This is a genomic window from Planctomycetota bacterium, from assembly GCA_033763975.1.
In the GTDB taxonomy this organism is placed as follows: Bacteria; Planctomycetota; Phycisphaerae; order Phycisphaerales; family UBA1924; genus RI-211.
The window spans coordinates 288,256-307,895 of sequence record JANRJM010000001.1 but is presented as its reverse complement, the minus strand read 5'-3'; the positions used below and the strand labels follow the sequence as shown (position 1 = coordinate 307,895).

The window sequence follows — 19,640 nt, the reverse complement described above, 5'->3', positions numbered from 1 at the left end:
ACGATGACGCCGAAGACGAGCAGCGTGGCGAACGCACGACGGCGGGTCATCGGCCACCCCCCCGCGTCGACGTGGGCGCCGGAGCCGCGCCCCGCCCACCGCCGCCGGTGCCACCGCCGCCAGTCCCACCGCCGCCAGTCCCGCCGCCGCCGGTCCCGCCGCCGCCGGTGCCACCACCGCCAGTCCCGCCGCCGCCGGTCCCGCCGCCGCCGGTCCCGCCGCCGCCGGTCCCGCCGCCGCCGGTCCCGCCGCCGCCAGTGCCACCGCCACCGGTGCCCGAAGACGATGGCGTTCGCGGCTCGGACGACTCCGACTCGTCCTCCGCCGCGGGGTCGATCTCGGGCTCCAGCGGCACGCGGTCCACCGCGATCGTGCGGCGCGCGGTGACACGGGTGGTGCCGTCGTCCGACGCCGCGATCACCGTGACGCGCACCGCGTGCGGCATGCCGTCGGTGTCCGACTCCCACGCGTCGAACCAGTCGATCCCGTCGCTGGCGTCGATGGACAGCGAGACGACGCCGATCACCTCGGGGCTCGCCATGCCGCCGGCGTCGATGAACTCGTCGAACCCCGGGTCGACGCGCCGCCAGAGCGCCAGCCCGCCCGACGCGCTCGGCGCGACGCGGTACTGCACCTCGTGCAGGTCGCCCTCGGGGCTCAGATCATCGCCCCGCACGGGCGTGAGCGAGTTCACCATGAGCAGCAGTTCGTCGCCGTCGCCCGCGGCCCCCAGCCCGGGCCGCACGCTCACCTGCGCGTAGGTCAGGTCGGCGTTGCGCGCGACGTTCTGCAGGTCGCGCGCGATGCGTGCCGCGGCGCTCTCGGCCCGGGAGAAGGCCTCCTGCCGCGCCCCGGCGCTCTTGCGCGCCCGCAGGAACTGCGAGACGCTTGTCACCGCGGCCCCGGCGACGAACACGCCGATCACCGCGGCGAGGATCAGTTCGATGAGCGTGAAGCCGCGGGCACGCCTCATGGCGCACCCCCCGCCAGCCGGTCGGGCTCGGTCGCCGGACGCCGGTCCGGGTCCGGCTCTTCGCCCCGGCGGGGCGCGATCCGCGTCTCGACCGTGGCGGACTTGGTCTGCCCGTACTCCTCCCACGAGACCGTCGCCACCACGCGGTAGGCGTCGCCCGAATCGCCCCCGCTGATCTCCACGCGGTACCGGAACGCCTCGTACGGCGCTTCGGCGACGCCCTCGCTGTCGTCGTAGCGCGACGCGTAGTCATCGGCCCCGCGCGCCTGCACCAGGTTGAGCTGTTCGTCCAGGATCATCGCCGCGATCTGCAGGTTCTCGCCCGAGCGCTGCGCCGAGAGCGCCCGCCCCGAGAGCCCCATGAGCACGACCACCGACACGCCCAGCATGACCGTCGCGACCAGAAGGTCGACGAGCGTCATCCCGCGTGCATGGGTGGCCGGGGCTACCACGGCTGCTCTCCCCGCGCGACCTCGTCCAGGTCGACGCTCTCGCCCTCGCCCGCACCGACCGCCGTGCCCGCCCGCACCGTCGCGCGCGACGCACGCGACGCGAGGTCCACCGTCCACGCGTCGGCGCCGCGCGAGTTCGTGAACACCAGGCGGATCGCCGGGCGGGGCGTGTTGCGGGGCAGTTCCAGTCGCCAGTTCGTGCCGTCGAGCGTCACCCCGTCCGCCGTCGCCTCGCGCAGCGTCGCCCCGCCGATCTCCACGCGCGGCGCCAGCGGGTCCTCGCGCCACACGCCGTCCTCCGGGTCGATGGTCAGCAGCGCGAGCGTCCCGCGCGCCGCGTCGAACTCCACGGCCAGGCGCTGGCTGGTGAGCGCGTCGCGCCGGGCGGCGTCGGACAGCAGGGCGCCCGCGCGCACCGCGGTCGCCTCCGTGCCGCGCCCGGCGATCACCGCGAGGCGCGGCGCCGCCACGCCCACGAGCACGCCCAGCAGGATGACCACGACGAGCATCTCGACCATGGAGAATCCGCGCGCGCCCCGCCCGGCGCTTCCCGCGGATGCTCGGTTTGGCCTGCTCGTCGTCATCCCGGGTGTGCCCCCTACGCCTGCCCGCGCGTCGCTCGCGCGCCGGCCCCGCTCGCCCCAGTTCTCCGCCCGTCGCGCGCGCCGGCTCACTGCTTGCCGTGCACGATGTCCGCGTTCTCGCCCTCGCCCCCGGGCTGCCCGTCCTTGCCGAAGCTCACGATGTCGAAGTCGGCGTTGACCTCGCCGGGGATGCGGAGCTGGTAGAGGTTGCCCCACGGGTCCTTGAGCGCCTCGGCCGAGTCGATGTAGGGCCCCTTCCACGCGCTCTCGTCGACGTCCCCGGGGCGCTGCCAGAGCACCTCGATCGTCGCGCCCGCCTCGGGCATGCCGTTGTCCGCGGCGAAGAGCTTCATCGCGTTCGCGAGCGAGGCGGCGTTGCTCTTCGCCACCGCCTGCTTGCTCTGGCCCACGCGCCCGAGCAGGCGCGGGGCGATCAGGGCCGCGATCACCCCGATGATGATGACGACGACGATGATCTCGGTGATCGTGAACGCGCGCCGGGCGGCGTGCATGGTCTGCCTGGACATCACTGCGTGCTCCTCGCCCGGGAATCCCGGGCACCTGTGCTCACCCCGCCGCGGCGGCGTTCTGCATCTCCAGAAGGGCCATGAAAATCGCCATCACCACGAAGCCGATGACGCCGGCCATGATCACGACCAGCACCGGCGGGAGCGCGGTCGTGAAGAGCTTCATGCTCGTCTCGGTCCGGTCTTCGAACGCCGTCGCCGCCTGCCCGAGCAGTTCGTCCAGGCGCCCCGACCGCTCGCCCAGGTTCACGATCTGCACGAGCATGGGCGGGAAGTACCCGCTGCGCTCCAGGGGCTCGGCGACGGTCTTGCCCGCCGACACCTGCTCGATGACGTCGTCGATCACGCGCTCCAGCGAGCGGTTGCCCAGCGTGCCCTTGGTGATGCGCAGCGCGGTCACGATGCCGATGCCAGCGCTCGTGAGCGTGCCCAGCGTGCGCGTGAACCGCGCGACCGCGATGTCGCGCAGCAGCCTGCCCAGCACCGGCGCCCGCAGCAGGTACTCGTCCACCATCTCGCGCGTCCGGGGCAGGCTCCACCAGCGCCGCCCCACCACGCCCAGCACCAGCGCCATCGGCAGCGTCACGTACCACCGCTCCAGCAGGATCACCACGCACACGTCCGCCACGCCCTTCACCACCCGCGTCGACCACGGGAGGCTCGCCCCCGCGCCCTTCAACTGATCCACGATCTGCGGCACGATGAACGTCATCACCACGACCATCGCCCCGACCAGCAGCACGCACAGGATCATCGGGTAGAGCGTCGCGCCCAGCAGCGCCCGGCGCAGCTTCAGGTCGCGGTCCAGCAGTTCCGCCGCCTGCGTCAATACCTCCGCCAGGCGCCCGGAAGTCTCGCCCGCACGCGTGAGGTTCACCGTGAGATCACCGAAGGGGCGGCCCCACGCCGCCATCGCGTCGGCCAGCGCCTTGCCCCCCTCCACCTGCTCGATCAGGCGGTTCAGCATGACCTGCTGCGCGCCCGCGCGTCCCTGACGTCCGATCGTCCGCAGCGCGGGCACGAGGGGCAGCCCGGCCGACAACGCCGTCGCCAGTTCGCGCACGAACGACGCCATCTCGCCCCGGCTCATGGCGCGGCGCGAGCGCAGCCGGTCCAGCGCGCCCCCGCCGGCCTGGACACCCCGCCCCGCGGGCTCGAGCGCCGTGGGCGTCTCGCCCCGCTGCAGCAGCTCGCGCACGGCCGCGGCGCGGTCCGGCGCTTCGATCGTCATCGCCGGCGCCCCCGGGCCCATCGTCGCGGTTCTGTACTCGAAGGTCTCCATGCTCGCCCGCCGCCGCTCCCCTTGCGCCACGGGCGCCTATTCGGCGCCCTCGTCCGCGTCCTGCGTCGCGCGGAGCACCTCGTCGACCGTCGAGAGCCCTTCCGCCGCCTTGATCATCCCGTCGCGCCGCATCGTCGTGAACCCGGGCTGCACGTGCCGCACCAGTTCCTGCATCCCCTGACGCTGCGAGATGCCCGTGCGCAGCGCGGGCGTGGTCAGCACCAGTTCGAAGTAGCCCACGCGCCCCCGCATGCCCTTCCCGCCGCACTTCTCGCACCCCGCCCCGCGCCATCCCATCCCGCCCCGGAACATCGCCAGTTCCTTCGGCAGGATGCGGTGGTGCAGTTCCTCGGCCAGCGGCTCGGGCGTCTTGCACGCCTGGCACACGCGACGCCCCAGGCGCTGCGCGAGGATCCCCTCCAGCACGCTGCTGAGCAGGAAGGGCTCCACGCCCATGTCCAGCAGGCGCCCCGCCGCCGAGAGCGCGTTGTTCGTGTGCAGCGTGCTGAACAGCAGGTGCCCGGTCAGGGCGGCCCGCACGCTGATCTCCGCCGTCTCGTAGTCGCGGATCTCGCCCACCATGATCACGTCCGGGTCCTGGCGCAGAATGCTCCGCAGCCCGTCGGCGAAGGTGAGGCCCCGCTTGGGGTTCACGGGGATCTGGTTGACCCCCGCGAGTTCGTACTCGACGGGATCCTCGATGGTGATGATCTTGAGCGTCGGGTCGTACAGCTTCGTGAGCGCCGCGTACAGCGTCGTCGTCTTGCCGCTGCCCGTGGGCCCCGTCACGAGGACCATCCCGTGCGGCAGGTCGATGAGCTTCTGCATCCCGTTGCGGTCGGGCTCGCGCATGCCCAGCGCCGCCAGGTCGAGCGTGATCGACTCCTTGTCGAGGATGCGCATCACCACGCTCTCGCCGTAAAGCGTCGGCACGGTGCTCACGCGGATGTCGATCTTGCGCCCCTCGAACCGCAGCGAGATGTGCCCGTCCTGGGGCGCGTAGCGCTCGGCGATGTTCATGCCCGCCATGATCTTCACGCGGCTCGTGATCGCCGCCTGGAGCTGCTTGGGCGGGGGCTCCTGCTCCACCAGCACCCCGTCCACGCGGTACTTGACGGCGAGCTTCTTCTCGAACGGCTCGATGTGCACGTCGCTGGCGCGCGCCCGGATCGCCTCGAGGATCACGAGGTTGACCAGGTTGATGAGGCTGGGCTGCTCCGCCATGCGGTGCAGGTCCGCCGCCTCGATCGCCTCCAGGTTGCCGACCAGATCGTCGCCCGCGACACCGCCCCCGAGTCGCGCGGCCATCTGCGCCGCGGTGATGCCGTGCACGTCGCGCAGCAGCTCCGCGAACGCCTCGCGCACGATGCCCACGCGGGTGACCGGCTTGCCCACGCACACGGAGATCTCATCGCCCGCCGCGATGTCCGCCGCGTCCAGCATCGCCACCAAAAGGCGCCCGCGGTCGAACGCGTAGGGGATCGCGCCCAGGCGCACAGCCTGATCGCCCGGCACGAGCGCCGCCGCCGCGGGGTCGACCTCGGGCTTGCGCTGCAGCGCGACGACACCCGGCGTCGGGCCCCCGGCGTGGGTGGTTCCGTTCGTAGCGGAGAGGTGCGCGTCGGGCGCGGGAGATGTCGTCAGGTTCTGCATGAAACGTCGGCGTCTGCCCGGGTTCCCGGAGCGTGCATCCTAGCGATTTTGCCGCCCCGGTACGCGGGGCCGCTACTCCTCGTCCTCCTCCCCGTCCTCGTTCACCGCCTCGGGGTCCGGCATCATGTCCGACCACGGCTCGTCCCGCACCGCCTGCTTCTCGGGCAGCTTCGCGCGCTGGCTCTCGGTCAGGATCCCTTCCGCCTTCTCGAGCGTTCGTTCGTCCAGTTCGCGCCGGGCGGCGCGCGCCTTCTTTTCCTCGGATTCGTCCGCCGCCCCGCCGCCAGGCTCGAACTGGCGCATCATGCGCCCGACCGCCCCGCCCTTTTCCTCTTCCTCCTGCTCGATCGCCCGCGCCCACCGGTCGTTGGCGCCGCCGAGGTCGCGGGTGTACTGCTCGCGCAGCAGCGTCAGCGACTCGCGCTGCTCGGCGGTGAGGTCGCTCATCCCCAGCCCCGCGTTGAGCACGCGGGCCGCGTGGCTTTCGCGGTAGACCCGCGGGAAGCTCCGGAGCGCGACCTCGGCCTCGAACGCCGCACGCGAGGACTCGGGCAGCATCGCCGACAGCCGGCGCGCATAGTCGCGGTTGACGTTCCGGACTTTCTTCGCCAGGTCGTTGGCGCGCTCCAGCATGCGGTTCATGTCTTCCATGGCCTTCATCGGGTTGTCGCGGAAGGCCTTCATCGTTTCCGCCGTGCGCGACTGCTGCTCGCGCTGCATCACCTCGAACTCGCGCAGGGGCGCGTCGATGTCGAGCTCATACTGCTGCAACGCTTCCGCGAACTCCGCATTGCCCTCGGGCGCGAGTTTCCCGCGCTCCACGACCGTGATGAGGTCCACGCCCGCGCCGCTCACCAGCGCGAACCGCAGCCCCATCTCCCGCCGGCGGTACCGCTCCACGCGGTCCCACTTCGCGAGCTGCTCGGGCGTGAGGATCGCCTTGATGTCGTCGAAGAACTGCTTCTCCAGCGACATGATCGTCGCCTGCATCTTCTCCATCGCGGGGACCATCGCGTCCTGCACCGCCTGCCAGTCCTGGTCCTCGCGCGCGCGGGCCTGCGCTTCCTCCATCGACGCCTGGAAGGCCTTCATCGTTTTGCGATACTCGGCCTTGGTCGTTTCGTACAGCTCCAGCGCCGTGTCGCGCTGGGCCTCGTCGGCCCCCACCAGCGTGCAGTACGCGTTCACGCCCCGGCGCGATACCAGGTCGGGCATCATCCCCGGGCCGAACTGCCCGAACGACGGCGCGCTCGACGCGCACACGACCAGCACCGCTACGAACGCCAGCAGACCGCGAACCCGGCGCGCCACCCAGCCCCGTGTGCTCAGCATCGGGAACCCTCGCGTTGACGATCGGACGAGTCTCGGCCCGCCGCACCGCGCGCCCGCGCCGCCACCCGTGCGTCTGGTCGATGGTACGTCCAGGGCCTCCCCGGGTTACACGCAGACCCCGCGCCCTGGGCGCGTCTTCACCGCATTCCTTCGATCACGAACGTCCCCTCCGTCACCATCTCGCCCTCGCCCCGCTCCTCCGAGGCCTTCGGCAGGCGCTCGAGCTGCCCGGGCGTCAGGATCGACCGCAGGCGCGTCGACGCCTGCTCGTCCACCGCCCGCCGGGCCTTGCGCGCCTCGACCAGCCCCTCGGGCTCGTCCCCCATCGAGATCCGCATCACGCCCATCGGCGTGGCGATCGCCCCCGCGTTCTCCTGCTGCTCCGCCTCGCGGATGGCGCCCGCCCAGCGGTCGTTCGCCGCACCCGCGTCGCGCTCGTACTGCTCGCGCAGGGCACGCAGGTCGTCGCGCTGTTCGGGGCGCAGATCATCCAGCGCGAGCGCCCCCTCCAGTTCGCGCGACACGCGGCTCTGGCGGTACACCAGCGGGAAGCTCCGCTTCTGCAGTTCCCGCTCGAACGCCTGGCGCGGCTCCTCGCGCAGCATCGACGCCACACGCCGCGCGTACTGCTCGTTCGTGCCGCGGATCTTGACGCCCAGCTCCCGCCCGGCCTTCATCGACTCCTGCATCCGGCGCATCCCCTCTTCCGGGTCGCCGCCGCGTGGGGAGAGCGAGAACTCCCGCTCGTCGGCCATGAGCCGCGCACGCTCCTGCATGTGCCGGTCGAGGTCCGCCTCGTACTCGTCCAGCGTGGGCGCGATGCTCGCCGCCTCCTCCGGCGCCAGCGACAGGCTCGCGACCAGGTCCGACAGATCCACGCTCTCGCCCGCGAGCGTGCCGGCCCGCAGGCCCACCTCGCGCCGGCGCATGCGCTCCACCTTCACCCACCGGTCTTCCTGCTCGGGCGAGAGCAGCGCATGCACGTCCTCGAAGAAGCTCTTCTCCATTGCCTGCGACTTTGCGCGGAACTCCTTCTCGATCGCGGGCATCCGCTCCATGAACACGCCGTGATCGCCCGTGTCCTCGCCCGCCCGGCGGGCCTCCTCCAGGGCCTGGCGCCGTGTCTTCTGGGCCTGCTCCATGCCCGCCACGTACGCCTCGTGAATCGTCCGCGCAAACTCCGACTGCTCGGCGGTGAACCCGACCGCGGCGGCGTATCGCTCGACGGCCCGCTTGGAGATCTGCCCGCCGCCCGCGCTGCTCATGCTGCGGGTGATCATCACCCGCTCCTGCGCGTGCGCCGGAGCCGTCCACACGCCGATCGCCGCCCCGCCGACCAGACCGGCCAGCACGAATGACCACACCTTCGCCATGACGCAACCTCCACACCCGGGACAACACTCCCCCGGTGAGAGACGCGCGCCGACGTGCTTTCCGTCACCGGCGTGGGTCAGGTGCGGTTGTCGCCGGCCGGGCGCCCGCGCCGGCGCCCCCCGCCACGCTCCTCGTCCTCGCCCTGCTCGCGGCTGGGGAGCCGCTCGATCTGCTCGGGCGACAGGATCTTGCGGAGGCTCTCGAGCGTTGCGGAGTTGGACTCGCGGCGTTCGCGCCGGATTTCGTCGAGCGGGCCCTGCTCGCGCCCGCCGCCGAACCGCTGCATCATCATCGCGCCGACGGTCGCCTTCATCTCGTTCTCTTCGATGGCCGAGGCCATCTTGTCGTTCGAGGTGCGCAGGGTGCGCGAGTACGACTCGCGGAGCGTGCGGACGCTCTCGCGCTGCGTGTCGGTCAGGTCCTCGAACCCCGCCGCCGCGTCGAGCGCCCGCTGCGCCATCGTCGGGCGGTAGACCTCCGGGAAGCTCTCGCGCTTGAACGCCGCGTCGAACTCTTCGCGCTTCTCCTCGGGCAGCATGTCCATGAGCTGGCGGGCGTACTTGCGGTTGATCTCCCGCACGCGCACGGAGGCCTCACGCCCCTTGTCCATGAGGGCCTGCATCTCCTCCATGTTCCCGGCCTGGCGCAGCTCCATCATCTTCGTGAAGGCCTCTTCGTACGCCGCGTTGCGCGTGGTGAGCGCCCGATCGAGCTCGACGTCGTACTCCGACAGGGCGGCGTCGACGGTGCTCCTGGCCTCGGGCGCCATTTCGACCCGCTCCACGAGGTCGAACAGGTTCACCCGCTCCCCGCTCATCAGCCCGCGACGCACGCCCTGGTCACGCCGCACCGCCCGCTCGAACGCCGGCCACTTCTCCTCCTGCGTCGGCTCCAGGATGCTCTTGATCTCTTCCATCAGCCCGTCGTCGAGCTTCTTGCGCTCCTCGCGGACGTCCTGCATGACCTTGCGCATGCCCTGCCACACCGTGGGGTCGCGCGTGTCTTCCCACTCCGCGCGGATCTCCTCGGTCTTCTGTCGCATCGTCTCGCCCTGCTGACGCACCTGCTCCTGGTACGCCTCGACGATCGCCTCCGCCGCGACCTGCTGGTCCTCGGTCAGCCCCACCAGGTCCGCGTAGCGCTCCAGCTGCCGCGCCGTTAGCGCCGGGCCCATCCAAGCCTCGCGCATCCCGCCGCCGGGCCCCCCGCCACCGCCGAACCCGCCCCGGCCCCGCCCCTCGGGCTGCGCCTGGGCGGCACTCTCCGTGTGCAATGTGATCGCGGCCCCGACCGCCAGGCCAGCGACCACCACCATCCGCCCCGCCGCCTTCCGCCACCCGCCGAAACGAAGGTCATTGCCCACGGCACAGTCTCCTGTTCGCGCGCAGGGCTCCCCGATCGGTTCGCCGCGCGCCTCGGGTCTCAACGCGTCCCGCGCAATCGTATTGCACGCCCGCGCCGGACTTTTCTCTATAGCCCCGCCAACTCGATCGTCCCCAGGTCGACAACCACCCCGCCGGGCTGGTAGTAGTCCACCCCGAGTGTCCCCTCGCGGATCGCCGTGAACACCACGCACGCACGCCCGTACCGCGTGCAATACGCCAGGTCCGCCTCGCTCGGGCCCGCGTACTCGCTGCGGCGCCAGTTCTGCACGTGAAAGTGATAGTGCGCCAGAGACCAGTCGCCCGCGCGCAGCATCTCCGCGGGCGCCACGAACGTCGTGTCGCCCGCGCGTTCCGCCAGGCGCGGCTGGTAGAGCACCGCCCGCGGCCCGCCCGCTTCCCAGGCAATCAGGCCGCCGTACTCCGTCGACTCATCGGCCTGGTCCAGCCGGGCGTGACCGAACAACGCGTGAACAACCGCCGGATCGCGCACCGCGTTGTCGACCGCGAGGACGTGCACCAGGTCGGCCTTCGAAAGCCGGTCTCGCACCTGCTCCAGGCGCTCGGGCGCCCGGCGGTCCGACGTTTCCGCCGACCGGCCGTACTGCGTTCGCCCGCGCAGCCTGCTCGCCAGACGGTCGAGCAGTTCCTGTCGCGACAGCCCGGCAAGATCCGGCGCGTGCGTGCGTGCCCAGATCGCGGCGCTCGCGTGGCGCAGAGAAACCGGCGTATCGCCGAACATCTCCAACGCCGCCCGCCCCTGGGACCATGCGTCCGGGGCCGACGCCAGCGAGGCCTGCCAGTCGAGTTGCTCGGCCGTGAGCGGCAGCACCCGCCACTCGCGCAGGCCCCGCTGCAGCACCTCGACATCGCCCGCGCTGGCCGGCGGCAGTTCGCCCACCCACCGGCGGCGCTGCTCGCCCGATGCGTCGAGCCTCGACAGCACCTCCCATGCATCGCGTCGGAACCGCAGCGCACGTGCGTCCGCGTTGCCCGCCGCCCCCGTCTCAGGGTCGGTCGTCGAGGCGGCGGCCGACTCGACGAACAGGTCGAACGTGGTTCGTGCGGCGTCGCCCCCGAGCGCACGCAGCGCCCGCAGTTCGCTGCGTTCGTCGTCCGGCACGCCCTTCACCGGACGCGCGAAACTCTGCACGATCGCGGGCCGCAGTTCCTTCCACCCCCGATCGGCGGCCATCGTGCACAGGTTCAGCACGACCTCGCGCGACCGCTCCCTGGGCAGCACATCCGCCGCACGGGCCCGCACACGCTCCGCCGAGGCCGGGTCTTCGAGGAGCGTTCGCAGCGCGGCGCTCCGGAGCGTCGCGTGCTCGGTGGGGTCCCACGCCACGTCCTCCAGCGCCCGCAGCGCGGCGCGGCGTGCGTCGCCGTCCGCGCCCTCGAGCGCCGCCGGCACGGCCTGCGTTCGCGTCCGGTAGTTCAGGTCTCGGTTCGTCACGTCCGCCAGGGCGGCCTGCGGCGAGTTGTACTCGCGCGACGCGCACGCCCCCGCCAGCGCCCCCACCGCCACGAGCACCACGACGCCGAACCCTCGTTCTCGCATGGGGCGAGCGTAGCGGCCCGGAACCCGCGTCCAACCGACTACACTCGCTCATGCCGACGACCGACGCCCCGATCCTCGACCGCGTCAACCGGGTCCTGAATCTCATCCGACCCGCCGTGCAGTCGGATGGGGGCGATCTCGAACTGGTGGAGGTCACGCCGGAGGGCGTGGTGCGCATCCGCCTGCACGGCGCGTGCGTGGGCTGCCCGTCGAGCGGGATGACCCTGCGCCTGGGGATCGAGCGGAACCTGCGGGCGAACGTGCCGGAAGTGCGGGGCGTCGAGGCGGTTCCGTGAGCCTAAAGGTCTGTCAGAAAGACGACTACAGTCGTTCGGTATTCTTTCGGATTTCAAGGAAAAACAGGATATCCACTTACACTCGGGTCCCCGGCGCGGTATAACGTGCCTCGGTGGAACCGGCGTGGTGGCCGGGATGGTGGAACCAACTGGCGGTGAGATTCGCCGTCGGCGGACCAGGACGGAGCGTGGCCGATGCTCGTTATCACGCGGCGCGAGGGTGAAGAAGTCGTCATCGGCGATCCGAAGAAGCCGCTGGGCGTCGTGCGCATCGCTTCGGTCAAGGGCGAACGCGTGCGCATCGCGTTCGACTTCCCGCGCGATGTCGAGATCAACCGGCGCGAGATCGCCGAGCAGATCGCCCAGGCGCCCGCCGAAGTCATCGCGACCATCAAGCCGGTTTCGGCCTGACGGGCCTGCCCGTCTCGCGGCCGGTCTTGACGCCCGTCTTGAGGCCCGTTACTCGGGCTTGCCGCCCGACGTGTCGTACACCCACGCGTCGCCCGCGCGCGTCCACTCCAGCACCTCGCCGGGCGCGAAAAACAGCTTGAGTTCACGCTCGGCGGCCTCGGGCCCGTCGCTCCCGTGGATCAGGTTGAAGCTGTTCGACACGCCGAAGTCGCCCCGGATTGTCCCAGGGTTCGCCTTGCTGCCGAACGTCGCCCCCATCATGTTCCGGCAGATCGTGATCGCGCCGATCCCGCGGATCGCGAGCACCAGCACCGGGCTGGACGTCATGAACCGCACCAGGCCGGCGTAGAACGGCTTGCTCTGGTGCGCCTCGTAGTGCGTCGCGGCGAGCTGCGGAGAAATCCGCATCAGCTTGCACCCGACGACCTGCAAGCCCTTGTCCTCGAAGCGGGCGACGATCCGCCCCATGAGCCCCCGCTGAACGGCGTCGGGCTTCAGAATGATCAGCGTCGTTTCCATCGCGGACTCCCTCGTGCTGCTACGGATTGAGCCGCTAGGGTAGGCCGGTGGGCTGCCTAGTCGCGCGGGAGGCGGACCTCGAACTCCGCCCCGTGCCCGGCGCCCGCCCCCGCCGCGGCCCCCGACGACGCCAGGCGCAGGTCGCCCCCGAGTTCACGCGCCAACCCCTGCGCGAGCGCCAGACCCAGCCCAAGGCCGGGGATCGAGCCGTCCTGCTGGCGCGAGCCGCGGGTGAACGCCCTGAACACCTGCGTGCGCTCGGGGGCGGCGATCCCCGGCCCGTGGTCGCGCACCGCGAGCACCAGGTCACGCCGTTCCATCCGCGCCACCAGGTGCACCCGCCGGTCGTCGCCGGAGGCGGCGTACTTGCACGCGTTGTCGACGAGGTTGTAGAGGATGCGTTCGAGCGTGGGCGGGTCGGTCGTCACGGGAAAGTCCAGCAGGCTCTCGCGGTCGACCACCAGTTCCATCCCCGACTGCTCGCAGCGGGCGCGGAGCACCGGGGCCAGCCCGTCCACGATCTGCTCGGCCGTCAGGCGGGCGCGCACGGTGGACGGACGCCGGCGTTTGCTCAGGCGCGCGTAGTCGAGCACGCTCTCCACGATGCGGGCGAGGCGCTGGCTCTCGGTGCGCAGCGTGCCGATGTAGGAGCGTCGGGCGTCCTCGTCGCTCACCAGCCCGTCGGCGAGCATCTGGCTGTACATGACGAACGTTGTCAGGGGCGTGCGCAGTTCGTGCGTGACTGCAGACACGAACTGCCCGCGCCGCTCCGCCAGTTCTACCGACGCGCGCATCACCAGCGCCAGCACGACAACCGCCGCCAGTGCCAGCGCCCACGTCAGCATGAGCGTGGTCCGCACCGGGGTGACGAGGGGCATGCGCACCTCGGGAAGCGCCGGGGCGGCCAGTTCCGCCGGGATCGCCGCCAGCGTGCGCGCCAGCACGCCCGCGTCCACGCCCTCGACCCCGCCCAGCAGCGGACGCAGTTCCGCCTTCGGGAAGAGATCTCTCGCGCCGGCGAGCAGGTCGTCGCGCAGGGCGCCCCAGTCGAGCCAGAAACCTTGCACGACGCGCTGCTCGCCCAGGCGCACCTCGCGCTCGAAGAGCAGCTGGGGCACGCCGTTCTCGTCGACCACCCAGCGGGGCGCGAACGGGCCCGTCCAGACTTCGTCGCGTTCGCCGTCGATCCCCTCGGGCGCCGGCGGTTCCGCGGCGTTGGGGGCCGACAGCCCCGACGCGCCCGTCTCGTCCTTCGCGCGTTCCGAGGCCGCCTTGTTCATCTCTCGCCCGGTGCTGGGTCCCGGCGGGGCCTTGTCGGTCTCGGCGGCGCGGTCGCGTCGCTGCCCGGGCACATTGGCGGACGTGACGGTGCTCTGCCGCTGGGTGTACTCGCTGTAACTCTGGTCGAGCTGCGGGCCCGACGCGGACTGAACCCGCTGGGCGTCTTGCGAGGCGACCGGCAGGTCGTCGGCGGGCGCGGCGTCCGCCTCGCCGAGCGCGACGTTCTTGCGGGTGTCGCCCATGAACCCCGAGAGGCGTTTGAAGTCGGCCTCGGAGGCCGCCGCGACATAGCCGGTGAGCTGGGCGCCCAGCGCGACATCGAGATCGCGCGGCGCGGGCGCCTGCGGAGAGACCAGCGCGCCGTCCGGGCCGCGTTCGTAGTGCAGGCGCACGAAGCCCTCGGCGCCTTGCAGGAGGGGCGAGGGGACGAGCACCGCGCCGGCGTCGGCGCGACCGGCGAGGCGCGAGTACGCGTGCTCGGGCTCGTAGAAGGGCTGGTAGTGAAAGAACGGTCGGGCGGCCTCGCGCGCGATGAGGGGGGTGACCTTCGCGTCCATCCGCCAGAGCGCCAGGCGCAGCGACTCCTGGTAGCGCGCCTGGCGCCGGGCCTCGAGTTCCAGCCGCTCGAGGCGGAGGGCGTGCGTGGTCATCCACGCGAGCGCCCCGAGCACGCCGCACACCCCGGCGACGAACACGATGATGGACCAGCGTGCCCGGGGCACTAGGCGACCTCCCCGCCCTCGCCCGGCGCGAGCATGTACCCGCGCTGGCGGACGGTGACGATCACCACCGGCGAGGCCGGGTCGTCGCGCAGCACCTCGCGCAGGCGGGCGATGGTCATGTCGACCGTGCGCGTCTGCACGCCCCGGGGATCGAGCCCCCACACGCGGCTGAGCAGCTCATCGCGCGCGATCGCGCGCCCGCGGTTCGTCACCAGGTACGACAGCACCTCGGCCTCGCGCTCGGAGAGCTGCTCGCGCGTGCCGTCGGGCAGCGTGATCTCCCGCCGGTCGAAGTCGATCGAGCGCCCGGCGATCGTCGTGCGCGCCACGCCCCGCGGACGCTCGGGCGAGCGGCGCAGCACGGCCTCGACACGCGCGAGCAGTTCCTTCGGGCTGAAGGGCTTCACGACGTAGTCGTCCGCGCCGTCGCGCAGCCCCCGCACGCGGTCGCTCTCCTCGCCCTTGGCGGTGAGCATGATGACCGGCAGCGCGGGCTTCGCCCGGCGCAGCTCGCTCAGCACGCCCCATCCGTCGAGCTTGGGCATCAGGATGTCGAGCAGCACCAGGTCGACCTCGGCGCCGGTCGCGAGTTCGAGCCCCGACCGTCCGTCGGGCGCCTCGAGCGGGGCGTACCCGGAGATCCGCAGCAGATCGACCAGCCCGCGCCGGATCGCGCCGTCGTCCTCTACCACCAGCACTCGCCCCAGCGACATCGGTAGCGCCCTCCCCGCGCCGCCCGGGCCGTGGGCGGCGTGCCTGACGTTACGGGGCCTGCACGAGCACCCGCTTGGAATCAACCTCGAGGTAGACCTCGGCCCGCTGGGCGAGCAGCGACTGGCGGTTGTCCTTCGCGAGGCGCTCGGCGAGGCGGAAGTACTCGGGCGACCCGAACTCGATGACGACGTCCGGCGCTTCGGATTCCTTCTCGAGCAGCGCCGACTCGACCCAGCGGTTGCCGGCGCGCTGGTAGAAGGCCCGCCCGGCGAAGTACTGCACGCTGTCGACCTTGATCGACTCGATCGCGCCGTCGCGCGTCTGGCCGACGTAGGTCTCCAGGCCCCGCGCGTTGGCGTTGGTGGCGCCGAGCTTCTCGGTCTGGTCCATCTGCTGGGCCGCCCCACCGCCGCCGCTGCGTTCGCTGATCGCACGGCGCTGGAGGTTCTCCATGGCGGCGGGGGCCCGGGCGGGCAGGCCGCCGATGAACGTTGTGTCTTCGCGCGCGAGGAACGCGGTGTACTCGGTGAGGATGCCCCAGGTGGTCGAGAGACGGACGATCTCCTCGGTGAGTTCCTTCATGCGACCTTCGCTGGGGGCTCCGCCGTCTGCGCCGGCCTGGCGGATCTCGTCGACCAACGTCGCGACCTTGCGCACCGCCCAGAGGCGAGGGACGAACGCGTGGCGGGTGGTCGCGTGCGCGGGGTCGATCGTGACGTCGAACGCGCGGGGCACGTCGCCGGCGACGCCGCTCACGCGGAGCGTGAAGGCCCGGTCGCTGGTGTAGCGGCCCAGGAGCACGATCTGGTCGCCCTCGAAGACGTCGGGCAACGTCGCGGGGAGCTGGTCGCGCACGAGGCGGGCCGAGAGGCCGCCGTCGGGGGCGAGCGAGGCCATGGCCGGCTCGGTGAGCACGGGCCCCTGCAGGCGGCGGAAGACCTGCGAGACCTTGACCTCGACGTCTTCCTCGGGCAGGACGATCGACGTCGCGCCGCGCGCGTTGGTCGCGAGGGCGGAGAGCAGCGGCGCGTTGACGTCGAGCCCGACGCCGAAGGTGAAGATGCGGCGCTTGCTGGCGTTGGCGGCCTTCATCGCCTCGCGGATCTTCGCCTCGCCGCGTTCGCCGACGGTGGGAAGGCCGTCGGTCAGGAACAGCACCAGCGGCACGGTTCCCGGCGCGGGCGCGGGGCGGAGTGCCTCGAGCAGCGAATCATGAATGTTCGTCCCGCCGTTGGCGGTGAGGCCCCAGATGTACTTCTCCGCGTCCTTGGCAGACGCCGCGGTCTTCTCGACCGGCGCGGGCGCGAACGACGCGATCGTGTCGGAGTAGTCGATGATGTTGAAGAACTCGCCCTCGCGCAGGCCCCGCACGACCTGCGTCGCGGCCTGGCGCACCTGCTCGAACTTCTCGCCCCGCATCGAGCCCGACCGGTCGAGCACCAGCACGACCTCGCGCTTGCGCGGCTCGGTGTCGCGCGGGGCGGCGGGCGGGGCGAGCACGAGCATGAAGTACCCGCCCAGCGTCTGGTCGGCCTCGGGATACAGGTACAGCGTCGTCGCCAGTTCGCCCGGCGCGCGCTCCGAGAGCACCGAGAGCATGAACGCGCCGCGATCGGTCGCGCGGGGTGTCGAACGAACCTTGACGCGCCCGGGCGCCAGGCGCTCCTGCGTGATGTCGTGGCTCGGGGAGTAGACCGTCGCGATGGGCTGCTTCGACGTGATGTCGGCGGTGATGCTCCAGCGGACGTCGGTGGGCGCGAACGCCTCCGAGCGGATCATCGAGTAGTCGAGGCGTCCGGCGTCGGCGGGCAGGACGTGCTCGTACGTCAGGCGCAGGTGCTGGGTGCTGTTCGGGGGCACGGGGAACACGCTGGTGCGGATGAGGTTGAACCCCGCGAACTCCACGAGCGCGGGGTCGCGCTGCCCGCGCACGATCTCCTCGTAGATGCGCCGGGCCTCGTCGCGCGGCAGCACCTCGCCCTTGGGCTCCGCGCCCGTGCCGTCCCACTGCAGCGACCGGATCGCCACGCCGTCGGGCACGGGCAGCACGATCTGCGTCTCGGCCGGGCGCGGGCCGGTGTTCGTGAGCGACAGGTCGAGCGTCGTCGTCGCCACCTGGTCGGTGATCTGCACGGTGACGTCCACCGCGGTCAGGCGCACGGCCAGGTCGGTCCGCACGGGCGGCGGGGCGGGCGGGATGATGATGTGAACTCGACGGTCGGCCTGCGCGTGGGCGGGCGCCGGCGCCAGGAGGCACAGCGCGGCGAGGGCGAAGACCGGGCCCGCGAGCAGCCGGGACGCGAAGGTGCGAGAGATCATGCGGCGCGCTCCATCGGCGGCCCGATCGCCCGGCGGGGCAGCGGGACGCCAGATGGTTGTACTCCCCAGCGTGGGTTTGGTGCGCAACCGTGCTGTAACGGGGGCGGAAAACAAAGCGGCACAGGCGGGACCCCTGTGCCACCCGTGTTCAGGTTGTTCGTGCCGTCACGCCGCGATTACTTGACGTCGACGAGGGCCGCGGGGCCGACCATCTGGCCCAGGCCGGCGTCGGGCTTCTCGAACCACAGGCGTCCGACGAGCGTGCCGTCCATGTTCGTCAGGAGGACGGTGGAGTCGGTGGGCGTGAGGCGCCGTGCGGGCTGGAACTTCTGCCCGGAGTAGACGGCGCTGGAGGACAGGCGGACGGCGTCAATGTGCCCCTTGAAGAACGAGTTGGGGGTGCTGTCGCCCCCGACGTCGGCGCCGAGGATGAGGGGCAGCTTGTTGGTCTTGCGCTTGCCGGTGCCTTCCTTCGAGGCGACGAGCACGCCGTCGACGTACATGCGGACTTCCTTGCCGTCGTACACGCCCGCGATGTGGTGCCAGACGCCGGTGCGGAGCACGGCCTCGGGCGCGGTGACGCTCACGTAGCGGTTGCCGAGGAACACCGAGAACTCGGGGCGGGCATTGTTGACGAAGATGCCGTAGTCGGAGCTCTCGGTCTTGCAGACCAGGCCGGTGCGGCGCCCGTACTCGTCGGCGTTGAACCAGGCCTCGAGGGTGAGCGGGCCGTCGGGCAGGGTGAACGCCGAATCCGCGACGCTGATCGCCGCCTCGCCGGTGAGGTTCATGGCGCGCTCGCCCGCGGAGGGCGTCGGGCGGGGCAGGCTGTCGACGTCGAGGGGCACGCTGACGCGGCGCGTCGGCAGGGCGTAGCGGTGCCCGGGCATGAGCACGTCGGCGTCCACCACCGCCTCGAGCTCGCGGAAGTAGGCGTCGACCGCGCCGACGGGGCGGCGGACGACGAACTCGAACGTGCCCGTCTCGCCGGGCTTCACGCGCTTGTGGTCGTGGTCGGGGCCGAACATCCAGCGCGAGTCGGCGGAGTCGAGCATCACGGTGACGTCGGCCTCGCGGGTGGTCGGGTTGCTCACGGCGATGCGCATCCGCTGCTGGAGCGAGCCGTCGGGGAGGATCTTCAGCGGTTCCTCGATGCGGGGCGCCTGGTTGAACATCTTCGCGCACTGGTCGGCGAACTCGCCGGTGATCTCGCGGACGTCCATGGCCTCACCGACGGGGAACGCGGCCATCGCGACCTGGTTCTTGCGCACGGTCACGAGGTGGTAGTGGTGCAGCCAGCCCGCCTCGGGCACGGTCCCCGACTGCCCGCCCCCGACGGTGGCGAGCGTGACGTACTCGATGCCGTCCTTGGGGTCGTACCGCATGCGGTGGATGTGCCCGGCGAAGACGGCGGTGACGTTGCCGGCGCTGACGAGCAACTGGTGCACGCGGTCCCACGAGTTGCCGTAGTTCCCGCCGATCCAGCGCGGATGGTGCAGGAAGAGGAACACGTGGTCGGCGCCCTTGGCCTTCTGCAGGATGCCCGAGAGCCAGGTGAACTGCTCCTCGCTCATCGTGTGATTCTCGGGCTTGCCGAAGTTCTTCTCGCCGGTCTGCGGGTTGGTCTCGTCGCTGTAGAGAGCGATGAACCAGGCGTTCTTGTGCTCGAAGGCGTACCACAGCGGGCCGAAGTGCATCTCGTAGTTCGCGTCGTGCTCGTTGACGGGCTTCTCGCCCTGGCCCCGCCAGTACGTGTCGTGGTTGCCCGCGACCGGGAACCACGGGCAGCGCAGTTCGCTCATGATCTGCTTGTACTCGGCGGCCTGCTCCAGCCACTTGGGCTCCTCGTTGTACCCGTTGATGAGGTCGCCGACGGTCATCACCAGGTCCGGCTCGATCAGGTTGGTGTCGCGGACGGCGTCGGCGAGCACCTTCACCCCGTCCACCGGCCCGCCCGTGCGATCGCCGAACACGACGAACGTGAACGCGTCCTTCTCCTGCGGCAGCGGGAGCACGATGTCGCTCTTGCGGCTCGTCGTGAAGCGGGCGGGCGAGGGCGCCTCGGTCGGGTGCTTCTCGTTGTGGTGGTGCGTGTGACGCGTGTGCCCGATGTTGTCGGCGGGCTGGGCGTCCTGCGCAACGACGACAGAACCGACGGACGCCGCGACGACGGCGGCAACTGCGGAGATCAGGCGCATGGGAGCACTCCGGGTGAGAGTGCCGATGGTAAAGCCCGGCGCGTCACGCCGCCGGGGCGC

At 71.5% G+C, this 19,640-nt stretch carries 17 protein-coding genes; 2 read left to right on the top strand and 15 right to left on the bottom strand.

Annotated elements, in window-relative coordinates:
- Window positions 1-46: 46 nt before the first annotated feature.
- From SFY69_01350 to SFY69_01305, 10 genes are all read right to left on the bottom strand, one after another.
- The gene (locus SFY69_01350; GenBank protein ID MDX2130680.1) at window positions 47-973 is read right to left on the bottom strand and encodes a type II secretion system protein; all 927 of its coding nucleotides are present in this window, start codon (window positions 971-973) and stop codon (window positions 47-49) included.
- Entirely contained in the window at window positions 970-1,425 is a 456-nt protein-coding gene (locus SFY69_01345) for a hypothetical protein (GenBank protein ID MDX2130679.1), read from the bottom strand. The genes SFY69_01350 and SFY69_01345 overlap by 4 nt, the downstream gene beginning before the upstream one ends.
- Complete coding sequence (locus SFY69_01340) at window positions 1,419-2,009, bottom strand: prepilin-type N-terminal cleavage/methylation domain-containing protein (protein ID MDX2130678.1); 591 nt, start codon at window positions 2,007-2,009, stop codon at window positions 1,419-1,421. The genes SFY69_01345 and SFY69_01340 overlap by 7 nt, the downstream gene beginning before the upstream one ends.
- A gap of 86 nt (window positions 2,010-2,095) precedes the next feature.
- The gene (gspG, locus tag SFY69_01335; GenBank protein MDX2130677.1) at window positions 2,096-2,536 is read right to left on the bottom strand and encodes a type II secretion system major pseudopilin GspG; all 441 of its coding nucleotides are present in this window, start codon (window positions 2,534-2,536) and stop codon (window positions 2,096-2,098) included.
- 40 nt (window positions 2,537-2,576) lie between these two features.
- Complete coding sequence (locus SFY69_01330; GenBank protein ID MDX2130676.1) at window positions 2,577-3,818, bottom strand: type II secretion system F family protein; 1,242 nt, start codon at window positions 3,816-3,818, stop codon at window positions 2,577-2,579.
- Between the two features lie 36 nt (window positions 3,819-3,854).
- Window positions 3,855-5,471, bottom strand: a complete 1,617-nt coding sequence (locus SFY69_01325; GenBank protein ID MDX2130675.1) for a GspE/PulE family protein — start codon at window positions 5,469-5,471, stop codon at window positions 3,855-3,857.
- Window positions 5,472-5,543: 72 nt separating this feature from the next.
- Window positions 5,544-6,803: a hypothetical protein gene (locus SFY69_01320; GenBank protein MDX2130674.1), complete on the bottom strand. Its 1,260-nt coding sequence runs from the start codon at window positions 6,801-6,803 to the stop codon at window positions 5,544-5,546.
- A 137-nt stretch (window positions 6,804-6,940) separates the two neighbouring features.
- Window positions 6,941-8,176 (bottom strand): hypothetical protein, encoded by a 1,236-nt coding sequence (locus tag SFY69_01315; GenBank protein ID MDX2130673.1) that lies wholly within the window; start codon window positions 8,174-8,176, stop codon window positions 6,941-6,943.
- Window positions 8,177-8,253: 77 nt separating this feature from the next.
- Window positions 8,254-9,540, bottom strand: a complete 1,287-nt coding sequence (locus SFY69_01310; GenBank protein ID MDX2130672.1) for a hypothetical protein — start codon at window positions 9,538-9,540, stop codon at window positions 8,254-8,256.
- A gap of 107 nt (window positions 9,541-9,647) precedes the next feature.
- Window positions 9,648-11,120, bottom strand: coding sequence for a hypothetical protein (locus SFY69_01305; protein ID MDX2130671.1), 1,473 nt, complete (start codon window positions 11,118-11,120; stop codon window positions 9,648-9,650).
- A 50-nt stretch (window positions 11,121-11,170) separates the two neighbouring features.
- On the opposite strand from SFY69_01305, the gene SFY69_01300 reads away from it, so the two are divergent.
- Together SFY69_01300 and SFY69_01295 are read left to right on the top strand one after the other, a co-directional pair.
- Entirely contained in the window at window positions 11,171-11,416 is a 246-nt protein-coding gene (locus SFY69_01300; protein ID MDX2130670.1) for a NifU family protein, read from the top strand.
- A 195-nt stretch (window positions 11,417-11,611) separates the two neighbouring features.
- Window positions 11,612-11,827, top strand: a complete 216-nt coding sequence (locus SFY69_01295; protein ID MDX2130669.1) for a carbon storage regulator — start codon at window positions 11,612-11,614, stop codon at window positions 11,825-11,827.
- A gap of 48 nt (window positions 11,828-11,875) precedes the next feature.
- Here the strand turns inward: SFY69_01295 and ndk are convergent, their stop codons facing one another.
- From ndk to SFY69_01270, 5 genes are all read right to left on the bottom strand, one after another.
- Complete coding sequence (gene ndk / locus SFY69_01290) at window positions 11,876-12,346, bottom strand: nucleoside-diphosphate kinase (GenBank protein MDX2130668.1); 471 nt, start codon at window positions 12,344-12,346, stop codon at window positions 11,876-11,878.
- A gap of 56 nt (window positions 12,347-12,402) precedes the next feature.
- The gene (locus SFY69_01285; protein ID MDX2130667.1) at window positions 12,403-14,349 is read right to left on the bottom strand and encodes a HAMP domain-containing sensor histidine kinase; all 1,947 of its coding nucleotides are present in this window, start codon (window positions 14,347-14,349) and stop codon (window positions 12,403-12,405) included.
- Window positions 14,349-15,062 carry a response regulator transcription factor gene (locus SFY69_01280; protein ID MDX2130666.1) on the bottom strand — a complete coding sequence of 238 codons (714 nt, stop codon included), beginning with the start codon at window positions 15,060-15,062 and terminating at the stop codon, window positions 14,349-14,351. The genes SFY69_01285 and SFY69_01280 overlap by 1 nt, the downstream gene beginning before the upstream one ends.
- 49 nt (window positions 15,063-15,111) lie before the next feature.
- Window positions 15,112-17,382: a VIT domain-containing protein gene (locus SFY69_01275; protein ID MDX2130665.1), complete on the bottom strand. Its 2,271-nt coding sequence runs from the start codon at window positions 17,380-17,382 to the stop codon at window positions 15,112-15,114.
- 176 nt (window positions 17,383-17,558) lie between these two features.
- On the bottom strand, window positions 17,559-19,580 hold the full coding sequence (locus SFY69_01270) for a LamG-like jellyroll fold domain-containing protein (protein MDX2130664.1): 2,022 nt from the start codon (window positions 19,578-19,580) through the stop codon (window positions 17,559-17,561).
- Window positions 19,581-19,640 lie beyond the last annotated feature (60 nt).

What these genes read in the sequence shown, in the direction of transcription:
- SFY69_01300 (MDX2130670.1), top strand. Translation starts at nt 11,171, where the DNA reads ATGCCGACGACCGACGCCCCGATCCTCGACCGCGTCAACCGGGTCCTG.
- SFY69_01325 (MDX2130675.1), bottom strand. Translation starts at nt 5,471, where the DNA reads ATGCAGAACCTGACGACATCTCCCGCGCCCGACGCGCACCTCTCCGCT.
- SFY69_01315 (MDX2130673.1), bottom strand. Translation starts at nt 8,176, where the DNA reads ATGGCGAAGGTGTGGTCATTCGTGCTGGCCGGTCTGGTCGGCGGGGCG.
- SFY69_01275 (MDX2130665.1), bottom strand. Translation starts at nt 17,382, where the DNA reads ATGATCTCTCGCACCTTCGCGTCCCGGCTGCTCGCGGGCCCGGTCTTC.
- SFY69_01270 (MDX2130664.1), bottom strand. Translation starts at nt 19,580, where the DNA reads ATGCGCCTGATCTCCGCAGTTGCCGCCGTCGTCGCGGCGTCCGTCGGT.
- gspG (MDX2130677.1), bottom strand. Translation starts at nt 2,536, where the DNA reads ATGTCCAGGCAGACCATGCACGCCGCCCGGCGCGCGTTCACGATCACC.
- SFY69_01330 (MDX2130676.1), bottom strand. Translation starts at nt 3,818, where the DNA reads ATGGAGACCTTCGAGTACAGAACCGCGACGATGGGCCCGGGGGCGCCG.
- ndk (MDX2130668.1), bottom strand. Translation starts at nt 12,346, where the DNA reads ATGGAAACGACGCTGATCATTCTGAAGCCCGACGCCGTTCAGCGGGGG.
- SFY69_01320 (MDX2130674.1), bottom strand. Translation starts at nt 6,803, where the DNA reads ATGCTGAGCACACGGGGCTGGGTGGCGCGCCGGGTTCGCGGTCTGCTG.
- SFY69_01280 (MDX2130666.1), bottom strand. Translation starts at nt 15,062, where the DNA reads ATGTCGCTGGGGCGAGTGCTGGTGGTAGAGGACGACGGCGCGATCCGG.
- SFY69_01340 (MDX2130678.1), bottom strand. Translation starts at nt 2,009, where the DNA reads ATGACGACGAGCAGGCCAAACCGAGCATCCGCGGGAAGCGCCGGGCGG.
- SFY69_01295 (MDX2130669.1), top strand. Translation starts at nt 11,612, where the DNA reads ATGCTCGTTATCACGCGGCGCGAGGGTGAAGAAGTCGTCATCGGCGAT.
- SFY69_01305 (MDX2130671.1), bottom strand. Translation starts at nt 11,120, where the DNA reads ATGCGAGAACGAGGGTTCGGCGTCGTGGTGCTCGTGGCGGTGGGGGCG.
- SFY69_01350 (MDX2130680.1), bottom strand. Translation starts at nt 973, where the DNA reads ATGAGGCGTGCCCGCGGCTTCACGCTCATCGAACTGATCCTCGCCGCG.